Here is a 23,721-nt window from a genome sequence, read left to right as displayed (position 1 = left end):
TTACTTTTTTTAATTGCACCTTCACAATTTTTATTTGGAGTTCATATTTTTCCCAAAAATAAGAAACCACTCAACGACCATAGTTGAGTGGTTTCTTTTAATTCGAGTGGATTGACTGTTTAACTGTTGCACCTTTGTTTTCTATTTTTATTTCACTTACATCACAATTTGGAAATAAACGTGTAAAATAGTCAATTGCTTCGGGACAACCTTCGATCGAAACAAAGGCTAGTACTGTCGGACCGGCTCCACTTAAAACAAATCCATGTACATATTCAGGTAATTCGATTTGTTTTAAGGTATCTAGTTCTTTTACAATTTTGCATCGATATGGTTCGTGAAACAGATCTCGTTTCATCATATCGCCTGCTAATGCCCAATTTTCCGTTAATAGTGCTAAAACTAATATATTACTATAGCTGCTAGATTGGATAGCATCTTTATACGGAATCGTTGAAGGTAATATATTTCTGGCATGGACAGTTTCTAATTCGTATTTTGGAATAATTGCTACTACTGACACTTTATTTAATGTTGAGTGCTGGATATATGCTTTTCCATCTATAAAAGTCCCAATAACTAAGCCGCCATAAAGTGATGCGCCGACATTATCCATATGACCTTCAATTGAAGTTGCAATTCTAAGCTGTTCTTCTAAAGATAATTGAAGATTACAAAGTTCATTTGCTAGAATAATGCCACCTACTATTGCTGAGGCACTACTTCCTAAACCTCTTGTTAACGGAATATTACTTTCAAGCTTTAAATGACATGTTGGCAATGATTTATGATTTGCTTTTGCTACATCAATTGCTGTTTTTAAGATTAAATTTGTCTGATCAAGTGGAATATTTTTCAAAAATTCACTAAATCCCTCACAGCTATATTGATCATGATCATATACTTCAATTGTTAAGTATCGATCTAATGCGATACCAATCGAATCAAAACCAGGTCCTACATTTGCAGTGCTTGCAGGAACTGTTATTTGGAAAAGTTTTTTCATATCGAAACCACACCTTGTAAATGTTCTAAGACAATTTTTTCTTCATTCGGTAACAGTATTGGCTCAATTTTACTTGATTGAATTGCGATATCTGGATCCTTTAATCCATTACCTGTTAAAATGGCAACTACTTTTGAGCCCTTTTTGATTACACCTGACTGTACTTGTTTAAATACTCCTGCAATACTTGCACATGAACCTGGCTCTGCAAATACGCCTTCTTTTGATGCAATCCATTTATACGCTTGTAGGATTTCTTCATCTGATACACTATCGATTGCACCGTTTGATTGCCCTATTGCATTTACTGCGTGCTCCCAGCTTGCTGGGTTACCTATTCGAATAGCTGTTGCAATTGTTTCGGGATTATCAATCTTTTTATTATTAACAATTGGTGCTGCACCTTCTGCTTGAAAACCATGCATTTTAGGTAATTGATAACCTTTTGATAAATTGTATTCGTTAAATCCTTTCCAATAAGCTGTAATATTCCCTGCATTTCCAACTGGAATTGCTAATATATCTGGAGCTTCTTCCAATTGCTCACAAATTTCGAACGCAGCTGTTTTCTGGCCCTCGATTCGATATGGGTTTACGGAATTTACTAGTGTAATTGGTTCAGTCTCACTAATTTTTCTTACCATTTGTAATGCGTGATCAAAATTTCCATCGATACTAATGATATGAGCTCCATACATGACAGCCTGCGCAAGTTTACCATATGCAATCTTGCCATTAGGAATAATAACAAAACATTTCATACCAGCTCTTGCAGCATAAGCAGCAGCGGCTGCAGATGTATTGCCTGTCGATGCACAAATAATTGCTGAACTTCCTGCTTCCTTTGCTTTAGCAACTGCCATTACCATCCCACGATCTTTAAATGAACCTGTTGGATTTAGTCCTTCTAATTTTGCAAATAATTCAATTCCCCATTCCTCGGATAAGCGAGGTAAAAACAGTAATGGCGTATTTCCTTCATTTAAAGTTAATTTTGGTGTTTCTTCATTGATTGGTAAGAAATTTGAATATTTTTCGATTAATCCTTTATACATCACAATCTTCACCTGCAATTCGATAATAGCTACGTACTTCATCGACTACATCAGATGTTTCTAAATTTTCAATTACTTTTTTGTATGCTGAATATGATGCATGGTGTGTTACTAAGATGATTTCAGCAAGACCTTTATGCTTTAATGGAACTTGAATAATTTTCTCAAAGCTAATATCTGATTCTGTAAAAATAGAAGTAATTTCTGCGAACGAACCTAATTGATCTTTAACTGTAAAGCGGAAGAAAGATTTAAAATAAATTTCATGATCTTCTTTAATTTCTTTTGGATATTGTGGTAAAACAGCACTTGTACCGTTTACACCTAATCGCATATTTTTCATTACTGCTACTAAGTCTGATACGATAGCAGTTGCAGTTGGTAAACTACCTGCACCTGGTCCATAGAACATCGTTTCTCCTACAGCCTCACCATATACATAAACTGCATTAAATTCATTGCTAACTGATGCTAATGGATGATTATGTGCAATTAAAGTTGGTCCAACACTAACTTCAATTCGATTATCGTTTCTCTTCGCATAACCGATTAATTTCATTGTATAACCAAAGTATTTAGCAAAATCGATGTCTTCTGAAGATACTGAACTAATTCCACGCACTTGCACATCTTCTAGTTCAACATCCATTGAAAAACCTAATTTAGCTAAAATTGTCATTTTTCTCGCAGCATCTAATCCTTCAACATCAGATGTTGGATCTGCTTCTGCAAAGCCGAGTTCTTGAGCTTCTTTTAACACATCCTCATATGCTTTCCCTTCATTGCTCATCTTTGTAAGAATAAAATTTGTCGTTCCATTTACAATACCCATTAACTTAGTTACACGGTCTGAAGCTAATCCGTCTACTAAACTACGAATAATAGGGATACCACCAGCAACACTAGCTTCATAGAATAAATCACATTTATTTTCATTTGCTACACGGAGTAATTCAGTACCATATAAAGCCATTAAATCTTTATTAGCTGTGACTACATGCTTTTTATTTCGAAGAGCATGGAGTATGTATTGTCTAGCGTCTTCAATTCCACCCATTACCTCTACTACAACATCTACTTCTGCATCATCTAAAATTTCATTTGCATCTGTTGTTAATAAATCCTTTTGAATTGAAATTGAACGTTCCTTGTCAAGGTCCTTTACAAGAACCTTTTTTACTTGAACAGAACAACCGATTTGATGGGCTAATCTGTCCTGATGATCTTCAACGATTTTTACAACACCACTTCCAACAGTTCCTAGTCCTAATAGTCCGATAGATATACAGTCCTTCATATGATCTCCTCCGTTAAAATTTGATATTATTTCCATTATGGTAATGTTTTATGAAAATAGCAAACATTTTTTGAAATTTTCCAATTATTTTTATTTAGAATTTGACGAAATTATGAAACTAAAAATATAAAATTATAAATTGTAAGGGGTTTCTTGATAAACGTAATAATTTAACCAATTTGAGAAAAGTAGATTAGCATGACTTCTCCAACGTACAATTGGTGGTTTTTCAGGATTATCATTACGGAAATAGTTTTTTGGAATAGCAATTTCCGCTCCTCTTTGTACATCTCTTTCATATTCTGATTTTAAAGTATTAATACAATATTCATGATGTCCAGTTGCGAAAATTTGCTTTCCGTCCTCACTAGTAACAAGATGGACACCTGCATCATCTGATAGACTTAAAATCTTCAATTCTCCTATTTGATCGATGTCTTCCTTCCTAACTTCAGTATGTCTTGAATGTGGTACATAATACTCGTCATCAAAGCCACGTACTAGTTTCACAAAGCGATCCTCTACTGAGTGTGGAAAAACACCAAACATTTTTTTATCTAATGTGTATTTTGGAACTCCGTAGTGATGATAAAGACCTGCTTGTGCACCCCAACATATATGCAATGTAGATGTTACATTTTCTTTTGTGAAATCCATAATTTCTTTAAGTTCCGACCAATATTCAACTTCTTCAAAGTCCAATGTCTCTACTGGAGCACCGGTAATAATAAAGCCATCATATTTTGTATTTTTAATTTGTGAAATTGTTTTATAAAAGCTTGAAACATGTTCTTCCGAAACGTTTTTTGGCTTGTATGATTCAGTACCGATTAAATCGATATCTACTTGTATAGGTGAATTTGCAATTAAACGTAATAATTGCGTTTCGGTTTCAATTTTAGTTGGCATTAAGTTTAAAATGCCTATTTGAAGCGGTCTTATATCTTGTGACTCCGCTCGCTCTTTCGTCATATAGAAAACATTTTCTTTCGTTAGTATTTCCGTTGCAGGTAGATCTTTGTTGATAATTATAGGCATTTTTTCCACTCCTCTTTTTTCTTAAGAAAAAGGTAGTAGATTGATGCATGAACTATTTCTACTACCTATTTGAAATATCTAAACTAAATTATGGTTTTATTGAATCAAATGAATAATTATTCTCGCTTATTAAACTGAAAAATATCTTCCATCTTTATGCGAGAATACCATTGCAGTTACAGATGCTTCTGGTAGCATCATAAATCCTTCTGTCAGATTAATCCCAATTTCATTTGGGTTAATTAACTTAAATAGCTTTTCTTGGTCCTCTAGATTTGGACAAGCAGGGTAACCAAATGAAACCCTAATTCCTTGATATCTTGCTTTAAAACGCTCAGACATTGTGAAATCTGGACGATCTGGGAATCCCCATTTTTCTCTCATCAGCATATGAGTTTTTTCAGCTAAACCTTCTGCTAATTCTAAAGCTAATGAGAATAAAACGTGACTCTTTAAATACTCCCCTTCTTGTTTCAATCTTTCGGCAATATTTCTTACTCGTGGGCCAGATGTTACAGAGAAGAATCCAACATAATCCATCTCTTCACCAATAGGATTTAAAAAGTCGCTTATACAAAGATTTGGTTCTTTTCTTTGTCTTGGAAATTGAAAACGCTCAATCGGTTTTTTCGTTTCAGAGTCATAGATAATGACATCATTGCCATCACTTTGAGCCGGGAAAAATTGATAGATTACTTGACAGTCAAAATATTCATTTCCATCTTTTAAGAATTCTTGAACTAACTCGTATAACTCTTGGCCACGTTCTTGATTTTCCCATTTACCTTTTACCCCCAAATGATGTCCTATTAGCATTTGGTAATTAATAAAAGGTGCCACTTGAGCTACTGGAATATTTTTTATGACCGTTTTACTTAATGATGAAGGAACTAGGCAATCTGATTTTTGTATTGCTGATCTCGTTGTATTAATTTCAGGAACAGGCAATTCAATAACATTGTCAATTTTTTTAATTGCCTTTTTCTTTTCTTCTAATGCTTTTAATTCATCAGGATTAACAATTTTATTTGCTAAATCTAAACCAGTCATCGCGTCATTTGAGTAAACAACTAATCCATCGTAAATTGGTTGAATACGGTTTTCAGTAAATTTTCTAGTTAATGCAGCGCCACCAACTAATATAGGTGTGTTAATTCCTGCACTTTTTAAGTCACCAGCTGTAATAACCATTTGTTGAGCAGACTTTACTAATAAGCCTGATAAGCCAATAATGTCGGGCTTGTTTTCACGAATCTTTGTAATTAAATCATCTGGTCGAATATTAATGCCTAAATTGACAACATCAAAACCATTATTCGTCAAAATAATATCAACTAAGTTCTTTCCGATATCATGAACATCACCTTTAACAGTTGCTAAAATGACTTTCCCTTTTCTAGAGCTTTCCGTTTTCTCCATAAATTGCTCTAAAAAGTTTACAGATGCCTTCATTACTTCTGCACTTTGTAATACTTCAGCTACGATTAGCTCATTATTATTGAAAAGTCTTCCAACTTCATCCATACCAGTCATTAGTGGACCATTAATAATATTTAACGGTGTGTCCCCACGGTCTAGACAAGCTTGTAGATCTTCTATTAATCCTTGTTTTGAACCTTCAATTACACACGCAGCTAATCTTTCCTCAATCGGAAGCTGTTCTTTCGGTTTTTCTTCTTTCTTTACTGAATTTCTAAAATGCTCAACAAATTTATCTAATGTTTCTTGAGACGTATGGAATAATAAATTCTCAGCAAGCTCACGTTCTTCCGCAGGAATTGATGCGAATCGTTCTAATTTCTCGGTATTCACAATCGCGTAATCAAGACCAGCTTTTGTAGAATGATATAAGAAAACGGCATTTAACACTTCACGACCAGCATTTGGTAATCCAAATGAAATATTACTTAAACCTAAAATCGTTAAACACTGTGGAAATTCATCTTTAATTAATTTAATGCCATCAATTGTCGCTTTTGCAGAACCGATATATTGCGTGTCACCTGTTCCAACAGGGAAAACAAGCGGATCAAAAATGATGTCTGTCGCACGAATTTTATATTTTTCAGTTAATAGTTGATAACTTCTTTTTGCAATTTCCAATTTTCTTTCTGCCGATACAGCCATCCCATCTTCATCAATCGTACCAACTACAACGGCAGAACCATATTTATGAATAAAAGGTAAAATTTTCTCAAATCGCTCCTCCCCATCCTCAAGATTAATCGAATTAATAATCGCTTTACCTTGAATATAAGTTAGTGCTAATTCAATTACATTTTCATCAGTTGAATCAATCATGATTGGTACTTTTACTTTATTAACTAATTGCTTTATGAAATTTTCCATATCTTCAACTTCATCACGATCAGGGTCTGCCATACATACGTCGATGACATGAGCACCTTTTTTCACTTGAGCTCTAGCAATTTCTGAAGCTTCTTCAAATTTTCCGTCAGCTATTAAATTTTTAAATTTACGCGATCCAATAACGTTTGTTCTTTCACCGACGAAAAGTGGTCTCATACTATCGTCATATTGAAGTGATTCTAAACCACTAACCGCATGATCCTCTCTTTTTTTAAGTTGACGAGGAGTTATTCCACTTACCGCTTCTTTCATTGCCCTAATATGTTCAGGAGTTGTTCCACAACAACCACCTATTATATTAATCCATCCTTGTTCTGCAAAATCGCGTACTTTTTGTGCTAAAGATTCTGGTGACTCATGATAATGTCCATCTTCATCTGGTAAACCAGCATTTGGATAACATGAAACAAATGTCTCAGATAGATCTGACAATGAACGAACATGGTCTCTCATAAACTCAGGTCCTGTTGCACAGTTTAATCCAACTGATATTGGAGAAATATGTTCAATGGCTAAATAGAAAGCATCAATTGTTTGACCTGCTAATGTTGTCCCCATTGGTTCAATCGTACCGGAAATCATAACTGGTAATTTTTTATTTAATTCGTTAAATGCATTACTAATCCCAATACAAGCAGCTTTAACATTTCTCATATCTTGACAAGTTTCAACTAATAAAACATCTACACCACCATTAATTAGGCCAGTTGCTTGTCGATTATATGCAGTAATTAATTCATCAAAAGTCACACCACCTGTAACACTGATTGCTTTTGTTGTTGGACCCATTGCACCTGCTACATATACATCTTTACCCGATGCCACAACAGCTTGCTTTGCAATCCTTGCTGCAATTTCATTTAATTCAATATCTAAATGCTGTAAATTATAATCGGATAAAACAATATTTGTTGCTCCAAATGTGTTCGTTTCGATAATGTCAGACCCAGCAAATATATACTCCTCATGAATTTCTTGTATAACATCCGGTCTTGTAACAACTAAATATTCATTACAACCTTCGTATTCTTCTCCCCCAAAGTCTTCTGCTGTTAAGTTTCTTTGTTGGATCATCGTTCCCATTGCTCCATCAAGAAGTAATATTTTTTCTTTTAATGCTACATCTAAAGTTTTCATAGTTGAATCTCCTCTTTATTGCTGCTTTTAGTAAATTGAATTAAGTCCTCTGTTATTTCATACTTCAAAAATGGAGTGATAAAATAAATGCCGTTAAATTTATCCTTAACATAATCAATAAGCTCTTTTGCAATTTTTTTACCTTCATCAACTGCTCTCTCTGGTTCTACTGATGAGATTCTGTTTCTTACCTCTTCGGATAAAGTAATTCCTGGAACTTCATAATGGATAAAATCAGCATTTTTCTTACTAACTAGTGGCATAATCCCAATAAAAATTGGCTGTTTAATATGACGGGTTGCCTCATACAACTTATCAATCGTTTCAAAATCATAAATTGGCTGAGTTAAAAAATAATCTGCTCCCGCCTCGACCTTTTTCTCAAGTCTTTTAATTGCCGCATCAAATTTTCGAACATTCGGGTTAAAAGCTGCAGCGACAGAAAATCTCGTTCCATTCCCTAAGCTCTTACCGGAATAAAGTCTACCTTCATTCATTTCTTTAATCATTCGAATTAGTTCAAGTGATGCTACATCATAGACTGAAGTTGCACCTGGAAAATCGCCTACCCTTGCTGGATCACCTGTTATAGCAAGAACTTCATTTAATCCTAAAGTTGAAAGCCCCATTAAATGAGATTGAAGTCCAATCATATTACGATCTCTACAAGTTAAATGCGTCAAGACTGGAACATCCAATCTTTGAAGCAGTGATGCCATTGCCACATTCGAAATTCTAGGTGAAGCTAGTGGATTATCTGCTAGCGTAATTGCATCAGCCCCTGCGCTATGTAATGCTTTCGCTCCTTCAAAAAACTTTCTAGTTTGTAATGTTTTTGGTGGATCTAGCTCTGCAATGATCGTCGTTCTCTTTTTTGCCTTTTCTGCTAAAGTTTCATTCTTTTGTTCTTCTTGCTTAGGAATTGTAATTTTAATTGTTCTGTTTTTCACATCTTTTTTTGTTACAGGCTGTAAAGTATCAATCCTACTTCGTAAAGCAGCGATATGCGCTGGTGTTGTACCACAACATCCACCGATTAGTCTTACACCTTGTTCAATAAATGGTTTTGTCATATCTTCAAAATATTCTGGATTCGATTTGTATACGTATTTCCCCTCATTGTATAGTGGTAATCCTGAATTAGGAAATGCAGATAAGTAACCATTCGTTGGTAATGAAACGGTATTTAATGACTCCAACATATGAAGTGGTCCTAGATGACAATTGATACCAACTACATCTGCACCCAAATCGATTAAATTAGGAAGAATTTTTTCGATATATTGGCCACTTTGCATGACACCAATTTCTTGTAGTGTTACTTGTGCAATAATAGGTAAATCCGTTCTTCCTCTTAATAGATTTACAGCATCATATAATTCATTTTCATCATAAAATGTTTCAAGCATGATCCCGTCTACGCCTTCTTCTAGTAACGCTGAAGCTTGCTCAAGCAGCATCATTTCACGTTCTAAAGGTGTAGTAAAAGTAGAACCCACATATTTCATTCCACCTATACCACCGATAACTAAAGCTCTTCCTTTTGATGCCGCTCTAGCATTTCTAACAGCCATTTGATTAATTTGCTTAACCAGCTTTTCCAAACCGTATTGTCTCAGTTTTCCAGCATTAGCACCGTACGAATTTGTTTGAATCACTTCTGCGCCAGCATCTATATATTGTTCATGTATATGAATGATTCGATCACGTTCAGTAATATTAAGTTCTTCAAAACAGCTGTGAAGTCCACCAGAATACAAAAGCGTTCCCATTGCGCCGTCACCTAAAACAATTCCATCTTTTAACTTTTCCAATAAGCCCATTCAATCACTTCCCGTTTATATAAAATAAAAAACGCCATTCTCTCAAAAAAATGAGAGAATGACGTTTAAGTACAGATTACGCCTTATCTCTCATGTTTTAAACATGCTGGATTTAGCACTTTTTAGCTTTCGCTAAAGTTGCCGGGTTTCAAAGGGCCAGTCCCTCCACCACTCTCGATAAGGATTATTTAGTTATATTTAATAAAAACAGTTTACTATATTTATATGATAAAGAAAAGACATTTATGGAAAGATTTCCAAAAATAAATTTATTTTGTTTACATAATAGTATTATTTAACTATTTTTATAGTGTGCTAGTGCTAATAGCGGATAAATTTCATTATAGCTATGGTAATGAATGTAAAACTGACCAGGTAAACCTAATCCAGTTGGATAAGTTAATGCTTTATTAGTCAATTCACTTTGAGTAGTTAAAAATTTAATCCCTTTTCTTATTACTTCATCTTCTTTATTACGAATTGAAAGTAAAGTATCAACTGCCCACGCTGTTTGACTAGGTGTACTAAATTTTAAAGGAACATATTTATTTTTAACTGGTGAAAGACCCGACTCTCCCCAACCTCCGTCTTCATTTTGAATACTAACTAACCATTTCTCAGCTTTTCTAATGGCCTCATGATTTTTAGGAATCCCCACGGCTCTAAGACCAGTAATGGCTGCCCAAGTCCCATAAATATAACAAATTCCCCATCTACCATACCAACTACCATTTGATTTTTGGTTTTTTAAAAGCCAATCAACCGTCTTTTTCACAATCGGATCATCGTTTGAAATCGTCGTATAATGCCCAATAAATTCCAATACGCGTCCTGTTAAATCCGCAGTAGAAGGATCAATGATTGCATCTTTTGCATTTTCAATTGGTAAAAAAGTTAACCATTTATTCGTTACATTTTTTTCGAAAGCTCCCCAACCACCATCATCATTTTGAAGTCCAAATAAAAAATGAACTCCCCTTGACCAACTTTCATGAATTGTGGACTGATCCAAAGCACTAGCACTTCTAGTTAATGCCCTTAAAACTGCGCCAGTATCATCATTATCTGGAATAAAAGAATTAACATCAGAAAAGCCCCAACCCCCAGGACTTAAATTTTTAGCATGAACCTTCCAGTCACCAACCATATTTTGCTGTTTCTTAATTAGGTAGTTTATTGATTTCGAAATAATCGGATCACTTACCTGGTAACCAGCCTCTTGAATTGCATATGACAATAATGCTGTGTCCCAAACTTTTGATGGCGAATTTTGAATATGAAGTCCCGCTTCAGTATCGGCTGCATATGAAAGAAGTCCTTGTAGAGCATTTTGAATGACAGATGAAGTAGATTCATAGCCTAAAGCCATTAAAGCATAAATCATATAAAACGTTGAACTAGCATAGCTATAAAAAGTTCCATTTGTTTCAATACGATCCAGAATAAATCTTTCAGCCTTCTCATATCCTTTCTGGTGAAAATAGAGAGGATATGAAGCTAGCTTCTTACCTTCTTCAAGTAAAAATTGATAAAAACTCCCTCGCTCTTCGTAAAACCATTCTACATCACTAGTTTCCAAAAGATGATCGATATTTAAATCCTCATCCAATTTCACTTTAAATCGCTTATTTATACAAAGAATCATTGGAACTAAATGAACTCTTGCATAATTACTTAAATCAAATAAACTTAACGGAATTTTATCCGGCAGCAAAAAATAGCTCATTGGAAAGTAAAATAATTTAGGATACTCTATCAAACCATGAGTAGCCAAAATCATTTTTAACATAAAATGCGTTTTTTTAATACCACCGTTTTCACGTATAAATTTTTCAGCTTTTTTCATACTTGAATGATCTTTTGTATACTTTTTTGAGATTAATAAAGCTATGTAAGCTTGTACTGTTGCATTTAAGTTTCCATCTTTTTCATCCTCGTATAATTTCCAAGCTCCATTCGGATGTTGAAGATTGATGATCCGATCAATAATCCCATCAATCACCTTTTGATTTTTGTATTCAAGATCATTCATTAATAAAATCATAAAACTATCCGTCATTAATGAACCTTCAAAACAATATTCCCAAGAACCATCTTCATCTTGTTTTGCTCTTAGACGTTTGATCCGCTCTTCAATATTTCGTAAAACAATATTTTCGAGGTCCATTCTACCACCTCAGTTCAATTTTTTTCTGCCTGATGGTATTTTTCCATTCTTGTTGAATGTTCAATTTCAATTCCTTCAAGATCATCAATTTCCTCTGATACCTCGATTTCTATTTTTTTACTAAAATATACAATTGAAATAATAAATGCTAAAAGGCTAAAAGGTAAAACAATTATTTTAAATCCAAACCAAGTAAATGAATGTAAAATATGAAAAAAGCTACCTAATAACAAGCAATAAGTAAGTAATAACAGATCGATAACAATTACACCGCAAAATGATTTTACTATTTTTATTAAAAAAGGATTCAACTAGATCACACTCCATTACTAATCTATGATTTAAATGTGAAATAATGAATTATTCTGTGTAATTAGTACCTGTTACTTGGAAAAATCAACAATTTATAGTGGGAATTTCAGGGGAAATAAATAATTTACTTTAAATTTTTTTCTCTACAGTATTTTAAAAATTGAATAATCTATTAAATGTCTAATCAGAAACTTTTAAAACTGAATATAGTGAGAGTAATGATAGAAAGGAGCGTTTTTTACTATGGCAGCAGAATTTGATGATTTCAAAGCTTTAAAAGAAGAAATTCAAGAGGTGCTTGCATCAGCTAATCCAGATGGTTCAATCAATTTTAATTTTTTCAACATTGAAATTAAAGAGAACCGCATCCAAGTCGAACAAAGAGCTGAAGGCGGAGGACAAATTAATCGAAATGTTGGAATGAACGCAAATCAAGGCGGTCAAAATGCTAGAGACAATAGCCAAACAGCAAATGATCGTTCACAATTTGCAGATGGAAATGGTAGAAGCGGTATTGCTGGAAGAGATAACGATGAATTAGGCGGACAGCAAGGAATTAAAATCAGAGACAGCAAAATCAAAAGAAGCAGAATCAGAACAGATTCCGAACACAACGAAGGCGCTGGAACTGAAGATGCAAACGCTGAACAATTCCAATTGCCAAGATTAAATAGACTTAATAGAACAGAATAAGAGACCTTCCAACATACAGACTCATATTTTTAAAGTGTGGACAAGCAATACTACTATTTAAATAGAAGATGCCTCATCATGATTGAAAATGTTGAAATTAAAATCTATTTGCAATTTTTTGTTCACCCTCTTTCATTTGACATCAATTGACGACAAATGTGTAGATCTAATAAAAATCCCACGAGGAAAATTCCTAGTGGGTTTACTTCATTTTTTTATAAGCTTTTCAGACTTAAAACTCTGGTAAATTACTCAAATTATTTTCTGCAATACCATCCGGTTCACTTCTAAGGATGTCTCGACCATACTTATGGATTACATCTACATGTGCTAAATTTCCACTTTTTGCTTCCTGCAAAGCTTGTAGATAATCTAGTTCACGATTAAAACTTGTTCTGAAACCAATTAAATCACCATCTTCATTTTTACGAACAGCAACAATATGTTCCTTGTCCTGATTCACTGATTCGTCTACTATCATTTGTTCGTCATCACTTTGATTTCTATACATTTCATATGCTTCTTCAAATCGATCTTGAGTCACTTTTACATCCTCCTTTTATCATTAGTTTTGCCATTGATAGAGGATGTAAAACTAGTTAGTCCTAGAATAGAACTATAGCATGAGGTTGTTGAATAAGAGCAACTTCCTAATGTTAGGAAGTTGACCCATAAAAAAATGAGCCACACCACTGCGACTCATAGTTTTAAACTAACGAACAATTAGTTAGTTTTAACTGACATTTACATAAACGATTTTGAACAAAAAGTGCAACCGTAGCAGATTTCAGTGTAATTACTATAGTAGGTATAGATGAATTTTTTACAAAGACAACTTCACTTGGTAATTTATTCCCCATGTATATTTATTATTTTTATTAAAGGAATTAACCCGAAAAAAAGCATTTAATAAGGAGGCCCCCAAAATACTTATCACTAAAAGGTAAACAATATAAATCATATCTAAAGCATTCTATTATTTTTTTATATTTATAAATGATCATGGAATTACTTTTCAGAATTAATGCTTTAAAATCTTTGTAGTAGAAAGTAGTTATCTCTAACGTAGCTAAGTAATAATTGTAGATATTAATATATATTAAAGAATGCTATGTTTTTTTTCACAATAGTCAACTATATATTCATAAATACCTTTATTCCCATTAATAAAGGGTCCTGTGTCACCTTCACTTATTAACTCATATGCATAATTTAATGCATTCTTGTATTTTCCACCTTGTAAATATGCTAAAATTTTCATCAGTTCTTCATGATAAAAATCTGATTGTTGTATAATAAACTTATTGAAATTATCTACAGAATTTTCCATAGAATTAATAAACGTCGTGAAAGTTTCAATAAATTCTATTACAGTTTGTCGAATATCATCTTCAATATTCACTAGACTGTTTTCAACAATCTTAATTCTATTGATCGTATAGATTGGAGCTACGAATGCGCCAATTGCTCTTAAACTCATGGGTTCTTTTGCGTTTTCTCGCATATCGAATACTTCCCAAAATAAATCATCATAGCAAAATGGTTTTATATTCCATTTCATACTAATTGAAACTTCATAATCTTCATCTGTAAAATTTGTTGAATAGACACCCTCTACAAAAAATTCTCCAATTTTATTAAATAAACATATGACCTTTTTTTCAAACCAAATTCCTTTGCTAACTCTCTCATACTCTTTTCTTGAATTTTTTCAATTTCTTTAAACAGTGCCTTTTGTTCTTTTTTCAAAAAAATCGCACCTTTTCTTAATTTATCTTTATTTGAATAAAGTTAGATATTTATTTTCTAGGAACAATCATACTTTAACAAAAATCTAGATCATTCTCTCTATTTAAATGAGTTCTCATTCCATTTCTTCCATTACGTTGGAAAAAGATTTATATCTTGACTTTGGATACACCTTAAAATTTCTAGCAAAAAACCAGAAAAGTCTTAAACAACTTTCTGGTTTTTTCACTTTCTAACTTTTTGTTATTTGTCTTAGGTTCAAGTTCAATGATCGATTAATGATCATCCTCTTTTTGTTGTTGAGCTTGCAATTCCTTCTTCAAAAACATGATTGACTAATCGAAAGGGATGTTGAATGAACTATCGATAAATCAAATGGACTAAAAAACAATCCTTAAAGTTTTACCAAATTACCAAATAAAAGTAATTTAATCTCAACTAATGACTTAATACTATCTATTCTGTGACTATGCTCAATTTCGTCATAAGACCATGAATCTCTTATAATATGGATTGCCTTCATCCCTGCATCTAAAGCAGGTACAATGTCACTTCTAAGAGAGTTCCCGATCATTACTGGATTACTTAATTTTTCATTTAACTCAACATAGGTATTTATATCTTTTTTACTTGTTATAAATACGTTATCAAAATGTTGTACTAAGCCAGTATCCATCACTCGCTTAGTTTGTACGTCTTTTTCACCTAAAGTCAATATAGTCATACTTGCTACATCTTTGTGATTTGATAATTCTTCTATTATAAATGTGTCACTTTGCATTGGAATATTTACTTTAAATATCGTTTTTGCTAATGATTGTAATTGATCATTGACAATACTTGATATCTCTATATTAAAACGAGTTGCTAATAAATCTAAAGTTGATTCCCATGCATAAGGATATCGCGCTTTACTGAAACCCATTTCTTTTATTAGTTCTAGATCAATTTTATTAAAAACTTCTTTAATGTCATTTATTATTACTTTTTCATCTAGCGCTTGATGTACTAGATTCGAACATAAATCTACATTATTCCGAAATGCGGCTTGGGTTTGAATTAATGTATCGTCTAAATCAAAAACTAAATCATATTTCATAATTAATTTATCTCACTTTCCAACTGAAGCATATAGTTATTAATTTTCACAAACGCCTATTGATTCGGCTTTACTAATTATATATGCTAATTTGCTAAGTGTCCCTAATTTATTCTTAAAATAATATAAAAGTAAACCTAAATTTTATCTTGCCAATTTATTGTAAAATTTTATTTACATTCGTTTAGCTAATATTCTTTTAAAAATATAGAGGAAGATCCTAAGACCCTCCTCTTTTTTTCTATGAATGCATGCAATAGTTTTAAATATAAGATTAGAATTAATTTATTTATAATATAAACAATAAATAACAAACTAAAAATTCTTAAAAAATTTTTTAAGTTGTACAAGAAAAACATTACACAATCTTCTATAAAAAAGAGAGCAGCAAGTAACTCCCTACTCATCGTTGATGATAGCTAATATTTGATACTCTGTCCATTTTCCATTAATCTTTAGATTTTCTTTAGCAATGACTTCTTTTTTAAACCCTACTTTTTCTTATACCCGAATAGATGCAATATTGTCAGGCATAGCTCCTGCTTCAATTTTATGTAGTTTTAATTCTCTAAAAGCAAAGTCTACAACAAGTTGAAGAGATTCTGTTGTATAGCCCTTTCCATTATATTCCTTATCTAGAGTAAATCCTGTATAACAATTTTGGAGGTCTCCCCTAGTAATTGTATAAGGATGAACCCAAATTCTTTGAAAAAAAGGTTAAATTTCCCCAAATTATCTAAGTCGTATGAAGTATATAATTAATTAAGGAATTATAAAAATGGAGGAATTGGTGTGCGGTGGTTAATTAATATTTTATTTGTTTTGTTACTGTGTGGTTATTTTATAATAGATAAGAAAGGTGTCCGACAAAATAAAAAGTTAACCAGAGTTATTTGGATATTAATAGCACTTATTTCAATCGCACTAATAGTGATTAATAATCTAGATTACTAAAACAAATTATATATTGAACTAACGTATGCTTTAGTTACACAACATGTTTCGTCTTTATAGACATAGAAGCATTTTTTTATTATAGAAAGGAGGGCTTACGTTTAATGACATTTAGCGACCGTTTTTTCAAGAACAGGGTAAAGCCTATCGTAATTACTCAAATGATATTGGGTATTCCAATCACAGTATTATTTATTTTTTCTTTAAAATCATATCCCGTTAATTTTTTCTATTCTGGACTTATAGGAATGACCCTTGCCGTTTATATGTTTTTATCGGGGATAGAGCAATATATTTTAAAAAAGAAAAGTTGGTCAATTGCCTTCTTTGTCTTATCGGTAATTATAATTTTAGTTGCATCACAATCCTTTTAAACAACTGCATAAATAACCCTTATTGAACTAACGCAATGCGTTAGTTCAACAACGATGGGCTACTTCGGTAGTCCATTTTTATTGAGATAACTGACAATAAAGTTGCATAAAAATATAGAAGAATTCACAAAGGGTGTAAGGAATCAGGACTAGTATTTAAGAACTAAAATAATATATCTATGGGAGTGGTAAAAAGTAAAGAGATTGGCTTCAATTTGTTTTATATTAGCATTTATTAGTATGTTAACTGGTCGTTAAAAGTTATTTGTTTACAAGAATGGTTGTATTGAATACGAGATTAACTGCTTAAAAGATGAACATGGCAAATAGAAACGAAGAACAAAAGAGATTACAGGAAAAGTTGATTAATTGAAGAATAAAGTTTCAGCAAATATAATTGTTCAAAAAGATTTCCTTCAATGGAAGATGTTGATATTATAAAAATTGATTTAATTTACTAGGGGGAATTAACATGAATCGTGGAATTTGTCCTTGCTGTGGTTACCCAACATTAGAGGAGCGAGCTGCTTGCGATATCTGTATGCTTTGCAATTGGGAAGATTTGCCGTTCGGTGATGGTTTTGATCGTTTTGAAGATGTCGATCCAAATGGCAATTCTGGTTTAGCCGAATCAAGAAGAAATTTTAACAAGTATTACATTATGTATAGTGAAAAAAGAATTATCGATAGGCAAACCCCTAAAGAAATTGAAGCGAAAAAAGTGTTAATCAGCGCCTATCACGAATGTGAAAAATATAAAAACGACCTTATAACCTATAAAGCACTTTGGAGAAAAGCAAAGGTGTGCGAGCACCATTTAAGAAGCGCACAAGGTTGTGACCCGATAGGAGTTTATTTCTTTGTGGCCAATACGTTTCAAGAATTGGCTAAATCAGATGAATATATTCTATTGGAAGACAATCCGCTCCGTCATATTGGAGTGATGGAATGCCATCGTTCAAGTCGTGAATCACCGATGGATCATCAACATGTTGATTTGCTACTTCAATTAAGGAGCTATTCGAAAAAGAAATACAACGTTCAAGAAATAATTTCATTAATCAAAGTCTGTGAAAGGTTGCTCCATACGCATACAGAAGATGAACGAGATGATCGGGGAGTAAGAGAATTTGTTGATAATTTAATAGATTTATGCCAAATCGCATTAAGTACGGGACAGTTTGTCATTGCGGTAGGAACTGAAACCATTATATTTCGTTAATGGTCTTTCTATTGAAATGTCTTAGGGAAAAACGAGTCTTTCATGATAGCTTTGCCTTAATGGATGCTGTTTCTGATCCAGAAGTTATTGAAGATATTGAAGATATTGAAGATATTGAAGATATTGAAGATATTGAATTATAGTTAGGGATAAAATTGCAAGAACGAAATGAAAATGAAGATGCGGAAAATAATGACGAAGATGAATTATTACATGATCAAATTTATGAAACTTATTGGGAATGGTTAGATTTGAAGAAATAGTTATTAAGCTAACGCATTGCGTTAGTTGATCAAGAAAGTATTTGCACCATAATTAGCCACCACCTATAAGAAACATAATCTAGAATGGTCATAAAAAAATGAAGTAGAGTTAACTACTTCATTTAAATATAAATAAAGAATTAAAACAGGTGAACACTACAAATGAACACATTTACCTATAGATCTATACTTAGATGGTCTTAATATATATTTTAAATATCAACAGTATACCAGTATACTTTAACTGAGCCTTTTAATTAACACCAAATGAACTCTGTCTTTTACTTATTTATTTACAGCAACATAATTACTCTTTACCTGACTTGGAACTGTGTAATATTTTACAGTTTTGTTTTTCTTCACATAGTAACCATTACCCAACTTATATCCATATTTATCACTACCGTAAACTGCAAATTCAGATCCTTTTGGAGCAGATTTTACGTAGATTAGTTTGCCTGACTTTAGTTTATAAACTTTTGAAGTACTTACTGCCACGACTTTACCAACAATTCCAGGTTTGTATTCAACTTTTCCCCAATAAATTTTTGGTTGAAGCTGTAATTTATATGATACTTCATCAGATTTTCCACTTAAATACTTAACTTTAATAAAATAAGTACCTTTTACAAGGTTCAGATTTCCTAATGAAATCATTGGACTTTTTCCAGTTTTTGTATTGAACGTTTTAATTAGTCTATTATTATTATTTACTACCTCAACCTTAAATGAAGTTGATGAAGCTTGCGATAACGAGAAAGAAACGTTTGCATTTGCAGGTACATTTACTTTAAATGTATCAATATCATTTTTCCATGAAATAAAGCCATTATAAGTTCGCTTAAGCAGAACAGTTGTTGCAGAACCTGTTGTTTCATTATGTTCTAGTTCAGTGAATGGATCTGCCTTAAAATTAACTTGAGTTGCGTAATATTCATTTGAATACGTGTCATCATCCTGACTTACTACTAAATAATAAGTACCTGCTCTCACACCTACCGTAAACAAATTTTTAGTTTCATCCGTATCTTTTGGATCAAGTTTCCATCCATCAACTTGCTCGCCTTTAGTATTTATAAGTATATAGTATAAAGTTACATTTGGTGAATAGCTACCTCGAACAGTTAATTTTCCATTTTCTTTTGTTTCAATTTTATAATAATCTTTTGTATCAAAATCAGAAAAACCAATATATTCTTTTCCAATAGTCATTGGATTAGCCGTTTTCAGTGTATTATTTGCTTCTTTTTCTACAAAATTACTTTTACGGTAAAAAACAAGCATTCGATAATTTGCGTTTGCAATAGTACCATTATCTATTGATAGTCTAATATAGTAGGTTCCCGCTGGTAATCCTTGATCTAAAATAGGAATAACTTGATTGCCTCGATCTGTTACCAAACTCTCTAATAACTCATCTTTACTATTAAATAAATCAATCACAATCCCAGCGTTTTTTAATTGAGATAAGTCAGTTTCAATCATTCCAGCAGCATCCAAAGTAATACGGAAATAATCAACGTCCTTTTCATTTTCAAATTTCCCAATTCCAGTTGCTCCATATTGATAATATTCATCATTAATGGTAGTAAGATTAAGTGGTGTAGCTGTTCCCTTCGTATTATCGGTGTCATGTGGAATCGCTGAAACAATTGTACCTATATTAGAATTACTTAATTGTTCACTGTTATTCGAATATTTTTCAACAACATCTACTGCCTGATTGTAAGTATATAAACTGTTACTATTAGATTCTATGAGATCTACTTTATTTTTAAAATCTCCTAGTTTCGCATTCGAACCTTCGTCATATACACTAGTTGAAGAAAATAAGAAATTTTGATTTGCATAGAATAAATTTTCTGAATTATTCATTTTATTTACATCTTCTGAACTGAAAGCAAATCCTGCATAGTACACGTTTATTCCATTAAAAAGAATGCTCCTCCTTGGGGAAGGAAACCAATTTGATGTTCCGATAACTTTATTATCTGTTGTGCTATAGTAAATCAAGTTTGAATCACTTAAACCTGATTCTCCGATATATAAAATATGTTTGTCTGTATTAAATGATAAAGTAGGTTCATATTGCTTTTCAATTGGCAATATTTGATCTATATTGGTTTGTAAATTATAAGCAAAGACGTCACACCATTGATCACGCTCAGCATAATAAATCATATCTCCGTCCTTAGCGATTAGATAAGGGTCACTGGTCGTATATAACGTGTCTACTTTTGTCCTACTCGCCATATCTATAACAGCTATTTGATTTGCATCATCAAGTGCAACATAAAGCTTACCATTGTCTTTTATAATATCAGTTGGATTGCATGCAAAATTTATTACTTTCTCTAGGTTTAAGGTCTGTGAGTTTATAAATAATAACGTTTTATCATCTGTTGAGATACCATACAATGTTTGTGTTGGCTCATCCAACACCCATTTAGTCAAATTTGATTGAATTTTTAGTTGTCTAGTTTTATCGTTTATTTGTCTGCTTAAAGCGGTACTTTGAGATTGATTCCGTATTCCAGAAATAAGCGAGATAATGTTAGAGCTATTTATTTGATTTGAATCATATCTCTTAATTTGACTTAATTCTGAGCTGTAAATAAATATAGAGTTCTGAGATGATGCTATAAGGTCTGAATTATAACCATATTCTCCTAATTTCTCATGTGAATCTTTATTGTAAATACTCTTATAAGTGAATACGAGATTATTGTTTACATAGATTACATTGTCATCATTACCAAAGTTACCATTAAATCGATTCGGATTATTTGGATTAAAGTCACGTCCTGCGTAATACACATTTACTCCATCAAAAAGAATATTCCTATTTAGATTCCGAAATCCATAACCATTGTTATAATTTGATGTTCCAATAACTTTATTATCCTTAGTGCTATAGTATATCAAGTGTGAACTCATTGGATCCGCCTCACCAATGTATAAAATGTGATTTTCTGTATTAATTGCTAAAGCAGGTTCTCTCAAATAAGATTGTATTATTTGATCCAAATTTGTTTGTAAATTATAAGCGTATATACTACTCCATACATTTTCTTCAGTGTAATAAATCATATCTCCATCCTTTACAATCTGATATGGATCAGATGTTGTTTTCAATGTTTGAGTTATGACTTTCTTCGATAAATCCACAACAATTATTTGTTTTAAACTATCTATTGCAACGTATAAATTGCCATCACTTTTTATGATGTCTGTAGGAGCCCCTCCTAGGGTTAAGGTTTTATCAATAGTCAATGATGAAGAATTGATAAAAAATAATTTCTTATCTTCCGATGATATAGCATAGAGTTTTTTTGATGGGTCATCTAGAACCCACTTTGTAAGACTTGAACCTATAGATAATTGATTTACGTTTGTTGCAGCTGCTGCTTGAGTATGCGGAAAAAATGTCAAAGAAATTGAAAAAATTAATAAAACTATCCATATTTTCCTCAGCACTAAAGCTCCCTCCTCTTAAAGCCTCAATGACAGTTGCAATTAAAAGAAAAAAGAACCAATAAGTACGATTATTCCCATCCCGATATCCATAGTATGTTTATTTCTCCTTTGTCAATTTGCAAATTCATTTTTATTTTATCATTAAGCCAAAATATATTAATCAATCAAAAGCCTCATAAAAATTGCGTTTTCTAATTCAACTAAACTGACATTTAGCTCAATAAAAAAATCGACTAAACAGCCGATCTTGTTGTAAAACTAATGCATCATTTAGTTGCATAAGAAAGATTAATAATTAGTTTTTAATTTGTTTATTTACTAACTATACTAATTATTTTCTTTGAATCCTTTTCAGATAATTTATAGTGTTTGTAGTCTTCTTTTTCTACTATTACAGATTGTGGTTTTGCTTTATTATCTGATGGAATAACCCATAAGAAATAATTATCTATATTTTCCAGACCATAATTAAAGACAAATGCATAATTACGTTCTTGTCTAAAACTCAGATCATTCTTTTTTAAAACGTCTTTTGCATCCTGAATGATTCTATATGCTTTTTTAGTAGAGTCCTTATCAGCTACTTTTGATGTTTTTCCAGTTCCGTTATAAGTGACAATACTTAATTTTGTTAATCCTAGATTAACACTTGCAGTTTCTTTTACGCTACATGCTGAAACAGTTACAATTAATAGAGAAAAAATAAAGATTCTTATGTACTTAAAAATTTCAATCAACACCTTTCGCATAAATAAACTTATTTTGCGATATTTTCTTAGAAGTCAATCTAAATAAGATATAGTAGTCATTAAACTCCTTCTAGAAATGATTTCTAATAAAAACCCTTATTTTTATTATATGGTAAATTGACATGATTCTAAGTTTGTGAAATTATATCATTTCTAATATTTCTTTAATGTGATTAAGAGTCCTATTGAACTAAACTGCCATTTACTTCAATAAAAAAAATCGACTAAACAGCCGATCTTGTTGTTCAATTGCATGCTTTAGCTTAATAAACTCCATCTTTCCAAACTAATTTACCTTCTCTTGAATACGCTTCTATTTTAAGTGGATCCGGTTTACCTTTATCAGCGTCTTCTAAGAATTTAAAAGTTGCAAACCAAACTCTTATTCCTTGTTTCGTATTAATAATTTTTGCCTCTTTTTCCATTGTTTTTTGTTTAACAATGACACTTATTATGTCATCTCTCGTAATAACCCCTGCAAATGTAACATTCGGTACTTTGGGATCATTATTCATAGTCCAGTCAAATCCTTCTTTAGGACGAACTTCCGCATTCCCACTGTTAAACCAAATATTAAGATCATTTGACGAAAATGCATGATGGAAACCACTTTTATCTTTATATAAGTAAATAGTGCCTTCATCTATTTTTTCTTTATAGAGTAAAGTTGTTGATTTTGGAAAAGGTACATGATTAATAAACTTATGAGAAGAAGGTGTTACTGTTTTTGCTGAACAACTCACTAATATTAAGCATAAAAAAAGTATAAATAATTTCTTCATGCACTCACCCTTAGTATATTTTTCCTACTAAATATATTCAAATACTTTATTCAATATTAATAATTAAATCACTTTCTGCTACTAACCTACTAGTTACTTGAATATGAAAAAAGAGCTGCTGTTGCAACTCGATGTTATTCAACTAACGCACCCC

At 32.1% G+C, this 23,721-nt stretch carries 19 protein-coding genes, 1 pseudogene and 1 riboswitch; of the genes and pseudogenes, 4 read left to right on the top strand and 16 right to left on the bottom strand.

What is annotated here, in order from left to right; translation table 11 throughout:
- Nucleotides 1-97 precede the first annotated feature (97 nt).
- The 8 genes from thrB to ABEY15_RS15915 all read right to left on the bottom strand — a co-directional run bounded on the left by thrB (nt 98) and on the right by ABEY15_RS15915 (nt 12,204).
- Nucleotides 98-1,006 carry a homoserine kinase gene (thrB, locus tag ABEY15_RS15950; RefSeq protein ID WP_429891140.1) on the bottom strand — a complete coding sequence of 303 codons (909 nt, stop codon included), beginning with the start codon at nt 1,004-1,006 and terminating at the stop codon, nt 98-100.
- Nucleotides 1,003-2,061, bottom strand: a complete 1,059-nt coding sequence (thrC, locus tag ABEY15_RS15945) for a threonine synthase (protein ID WP_429891139.1) — start codon at nt 2,059-2,061, stop codon at nt 1,003-1,005. Before thrC ends, thrB begins: the two co-directional genes overlap by 4 nt.
- Complete coding sequence (locus ABEY15_RS15940; RefSeq protein WP_429891138.1) at nt 2,054-3,358, bottom strand: homoserine dehydrogenase; 1,305 nt, start codon at nt 3,356-3,358, stop codon at nt 2,054-2,056. Before ABEY15_RS15940 ends, thrC begins: the two co-directional genes overlap by 8 nt.
- Before the next feature lie 132 nt (nt 3,359-3,490).
- Entirely contained in the window at nt 3,491-4,396 is a 906-nt protein-coding gene (metA, locus tag ABEY15_RS15935; RefSeq protein WP_429891137.1) for a homoserine O-acetyltransferase MetA, read from the bottom strand.
- Nucleotides 4,397-4,525: 129 nt separating this feature from the next.
- Nucleotides 4,526-7,903: a methionine synthase gene (metH, locus tag ABEY15_RS15930; protein ID WP_429891136.1), complete on the bottom strand. Its 3,378-nt coding sequence runs from the start codon at nt 7,901-7,903 to the stop codon at nt 4,526-4,528.
- A complete protein-coding gene (locus ABEY15_RS15925) occupies nt 7,900-9,726 on the bottom strand; it encodes a bifunctional homocysteine S-methyltransferase/methylenetetrahydrofolate reductase (protein ID WP_429891135.1) in 1,827 nt (608 codons plus the stop codon). The genes metH and ABEY15_RS15925 overlap by 4 nt, the downstream gene beginning before the upstream one ends.
- An 80-nt stretch (nt 9,727-9,806) precedes the next feature.
- Nucleotides 9,807-9,910: riboswitch (SAM riboswitch) on the bottom strand.
- A 111-nt stretch (nt 9,911-10,021) separates the two neighbouring features.
- The gene (shc, locus tag ABEY15_RS15920) at nt 10,022-11,893 is read right to left on the bottom strand and encodes a squalene--hopene cyclase (protein ID WP_429891134.1); all 1,872 of its coding nucleotides are present in this window, start codon (nt 11,891-11,893) and stop codon (nt 10,022-10,024) included.
- Between the two features lie 14 nt (nt 11,894-11,907).
- The gene (locus ABEY15_RS15915; RefSeq protein ID WP_429891133.1) at nt 11,908-12,204 is read right to left on the bottom strand and encodes a hypothetical protein; all 297 of its coding nucleotides are present in this window, start codon (nt 12,202-12,204) and stop codon (nt 11,908-11,910) included.
- A gap of 244 nt (nt 12,205-12,448) precedes the next feature.
- On the opposite strand from ABEY15_RS15915, the gene ABEY15_RS15910 reads away from it, so the two are divergent.
- Nucleotides 12,449-12,898 carry a hypothetical protein gene (locus ABEY15_RS15910; protein ID WP_429891132.1) on the top strand — a complete coding sequence of 150 codons (450 nt, stop codon included), beginning with the start codon at nt 12,449-12,451 and terminating at the stop codon, nt 12,896-12,898.
- A gap of 232 nt (nt 12,899-13,130) precedes the next feature.
- Here ABEY15_RS15910 and ABEY15_RS15905 read toward each other — a convergent pair whose 3' ends face one another.
- From ABEY15_RS15905 to ABEY15_RS15885, 5 genes and pseudogenes are all read right to left on the bottom strand, one after another.
- Entirely contained in the window at nt 13,131-13,379 is a 249-nt protein-coding gene (locus tag ABEY15_RS15905; protein WP_429891465.1) for a DUF3892 domain-containing protein, read from the bottom strand.
- A gap of 618 nt (nt 13,380-13,997) precedes the next feature.
- Nucleotides 13,998-14,459, bottom strand: coding sequence for a hypothetical protein (locus ABEY15_RS15900; protein ID WP_429891131.1), 462 nt, complete (start codon nt 14,457-14,459; stop codon nt 13,998-14,000).
- A gap of 53 nt (nt 14,460-14,512) precedes the next feature.
- Complete coding sequence (locus tag ABEY15_RS15895) at nt 14,513-14,647, bottom strand: hypothetical protein (protein WP_429891130.1); 135 nt, start codon at nt 14,645-14,647, stop codon at nt 14,513-14,515.
- Nucleotides 14,648-15,041: 394 nt separating this feature from the next.
- The gene (locus tag ABEY15_RS15890) at nt 15,042-15,746 is read right to left on the bottom strand and encodes an HAD family hydrolase (RefSeq protein ID WP_429891129.1); all 705 of its coding nucleotides are present in this window, start codon (nt 15,744-15,746) and stop codon (nt 15,042-15,044) included.
- A gap of 399 nt (nt 15,747-16,145) precedes the next feature.
- A pseudogene (locus ABEY15_RS15885) lies at nt 16,146-16,427 on the bottom strand (GNAT family N-acetyltransferase); the annotation flags it as partial.
- 377 nt (nt 16,428-16,804) lie between these two features.
- On the opposite strand from ABEY15_RS15885, the gene ABEY15_RS15880 reads away from it, so the two are divergent.
- From ABEY15_RS15880 to ABEY15_RS15870, 3 genes are all read left to right on the top strand, one after another.
- Nucleotides 16,805-17,074: a hypothetical protein gene (locus ABEY15_RS15880; RefSeq protein WP_429891128.1), complete on the top strand. Its 270-nt coding sequence runs from the start codon at nt 16,805-16,807 to the stop codon at nt 17,072-17,074.
- 472 nt (nt 17,075-17,546) lie between these two features.
- Nucleotides 17,547-18,296: a CPCC family cysteine-rich protein gene (locus tag ABEY15_RS15875; RefSeq protein WP_429891127.1), complete on the top strand. Its 750-nt coding sequence runs from the start codon at nt 17,547-17,549 to the stop codon at nt 18,294-18,296.
- 11 nt (nt 18,297-18,307) lie between these two features.
- Nucleotides 18,308-18,439 (top strand): hypothetical protein, encoded by a 132-nt coding sequence (locus ABEY15_RS15870; protein WP_429891126.1) that lies wholly within the window; start codon nt 18,308-18,310, stop codon nt 18,437-18,439.
- A 405-nt stretch (nt 18,440-18,844) separates the two neighbouring features.
- On the opposite strand, the gene ABEY15_RS15865 is transcribed toward ABEY15_RS15870, so the two are convergent.
- The 3 genes from ABEY15_RS15865 to ABEY15_RS15855 form a co-directional block, all read right to left on the bottom strand.
- On the bottom strand, nt 18,845-22,036 hold the full coding sequence (locus ABEY15_RS15865; protein ID WP_429891125.1) for a YncE family protein: 3,192 nt from the start codon (nt 22,034-22,036) through the stop codon (nt 18,845-18,847).
- Nucleotides 22,037-22,347: 311 nt separating this feature from the next.
- Nucleotides 22,348-22,785 carry a hypothetical protein gene (locus ABEY15_RS15860; RefSeq protein WP_429891124.1) on the bottom strand — a complete coding sequence of 146 codons (438 nt, stop codon included), beginning with the start codon at nt 22,783-22,785 and terminating at the stop codon, nt 22,348-22,350.
- 263 nt (nt 22,786-23,048) lie between these two features.
- Nucleotides 23,049-23,567 carry a hypothetical protein gene (locus ABEY15_RS15855; RefSeq protein ID WP_429891123.1) on the bottom strand — a complete coding sequence of 173 codons (519 nt, stop codon included), beginning with the start codon at nt 23,565-23,567 and terminating at the stop codon, nt 23,049-23,051.
- Nucleotides 23,568-23,721: the final 154 nt, after the last annotated feature.

The organism is Gottfriedia acidiceleris (genome assembly GCF_050457485.1).
Classification (GTDB): domain Bacteria; phylum Bacillota; class Bacilli; order Bacillales; family Bacillaceae_G; genus Gottfriedia; species Gottfriedia acidiceleris_D.
This window is presented reverse-complemented; position numbering and strand designations above follow the sequence as displayed.

Coding starts and splice junctions, on each gene's coding strand:
- thrB (WP_429891140.1), bottom strand. CDS start 1,006: ATGAAAAAACTTTTCCAAATAACAGTTCCTGCAAGCACTGCAAATGTA.
- thrC (WP_429891139.1), bottom strand. CDS start 2,061: ATGTATAAAGGATTAATCGAAAAATATTCAAATTTCTTACCAATCAAT.
- ABEY15_RS15940 (WP_429891138.1), bottom strand. CDS start 3,358: ATGAAGGACTGTATATCTATCGGACTATTAGGACTAGGAACTGTTGGA.
- metA (WP_429891137.1), bottom strand. CDS start 4,396: ATGCCTATAATTATCAACAAAGATCTACCTGCAACGGAAATACTAACG.
- metH (WP_429891136.1), bottom strand. CDS start 7,903: ATGAAAACTTTAGATGTAGCATTAAAAGAAAAAATATTACTTCTTGAT.
- ABEY15_RS15925 (WP_429891135.1), bottom strand. CDS start 9,726: ATGGGCTTATTGGAAAAGTTAAAAGATGGAATTGTTTTAGGTGACGGC.
- shc (WP_429891134.1), bottom strand. CDS start 11,893: ATGGACCTCGAAAATATTGTTTTACGAAATATTGAAGAGCGGATCAAA.
- ABEY15_RS15910 (WP_429891132.1), top strand. CDS start 12,449: ATGGCAGCAGAATTTGATGATTTCAAAGCTTTAAAAGAAGAAATTCAA.
- ABEY15_RS15905 (WP_429891465.1), bottom strand. CDS start 13,379: ATGATAGTAGACGAATCAGTGAATCAGGACAAGGAACATATTGTTGCT.
- ABEY15_RS15900 (WP_429891131.1), bottom strand. CDS start 14,459: ATGAAATGGAATATAAAACCATTTTGCTATGATGATTTATTTTGGGAA.
- ABEY15_RS15890 (WP_429891129.1), bottom strand. CDS start 15,746: ATGAAATATGATTTAGTTTTTGATTTAGACGATACATTAATTCAAACC.
- ABEY15_RS15880 (WP_429891128.1), top strand. CDS start 16,805: ATGACATTTAGCGACCGTTTTTTCAAGAACAGGGTAAAGCCTATCGTA.
- ABEY15_RS15875 (WP_429891127.1), top strand. CDS start 17,547: ATGAATCGTGGAATTTGTCCTTGCTGTGGTTACCCAACATTAGAGGAG.
- ABEY15_RS15860 (WP_429891124.1), bottom strand. CDS start 22,785: ATGCGAAAGGTGTTGATTGAAATTTTTAAGTACATAAGAATCTTTATT.
- ABEY15_RS15855 (WP_429891123.1), bottom strand. CDS start 23,567: ATGAAGAAATTATTTATACTTTTTTTATGCTTAATATTAGTGAGTTGT.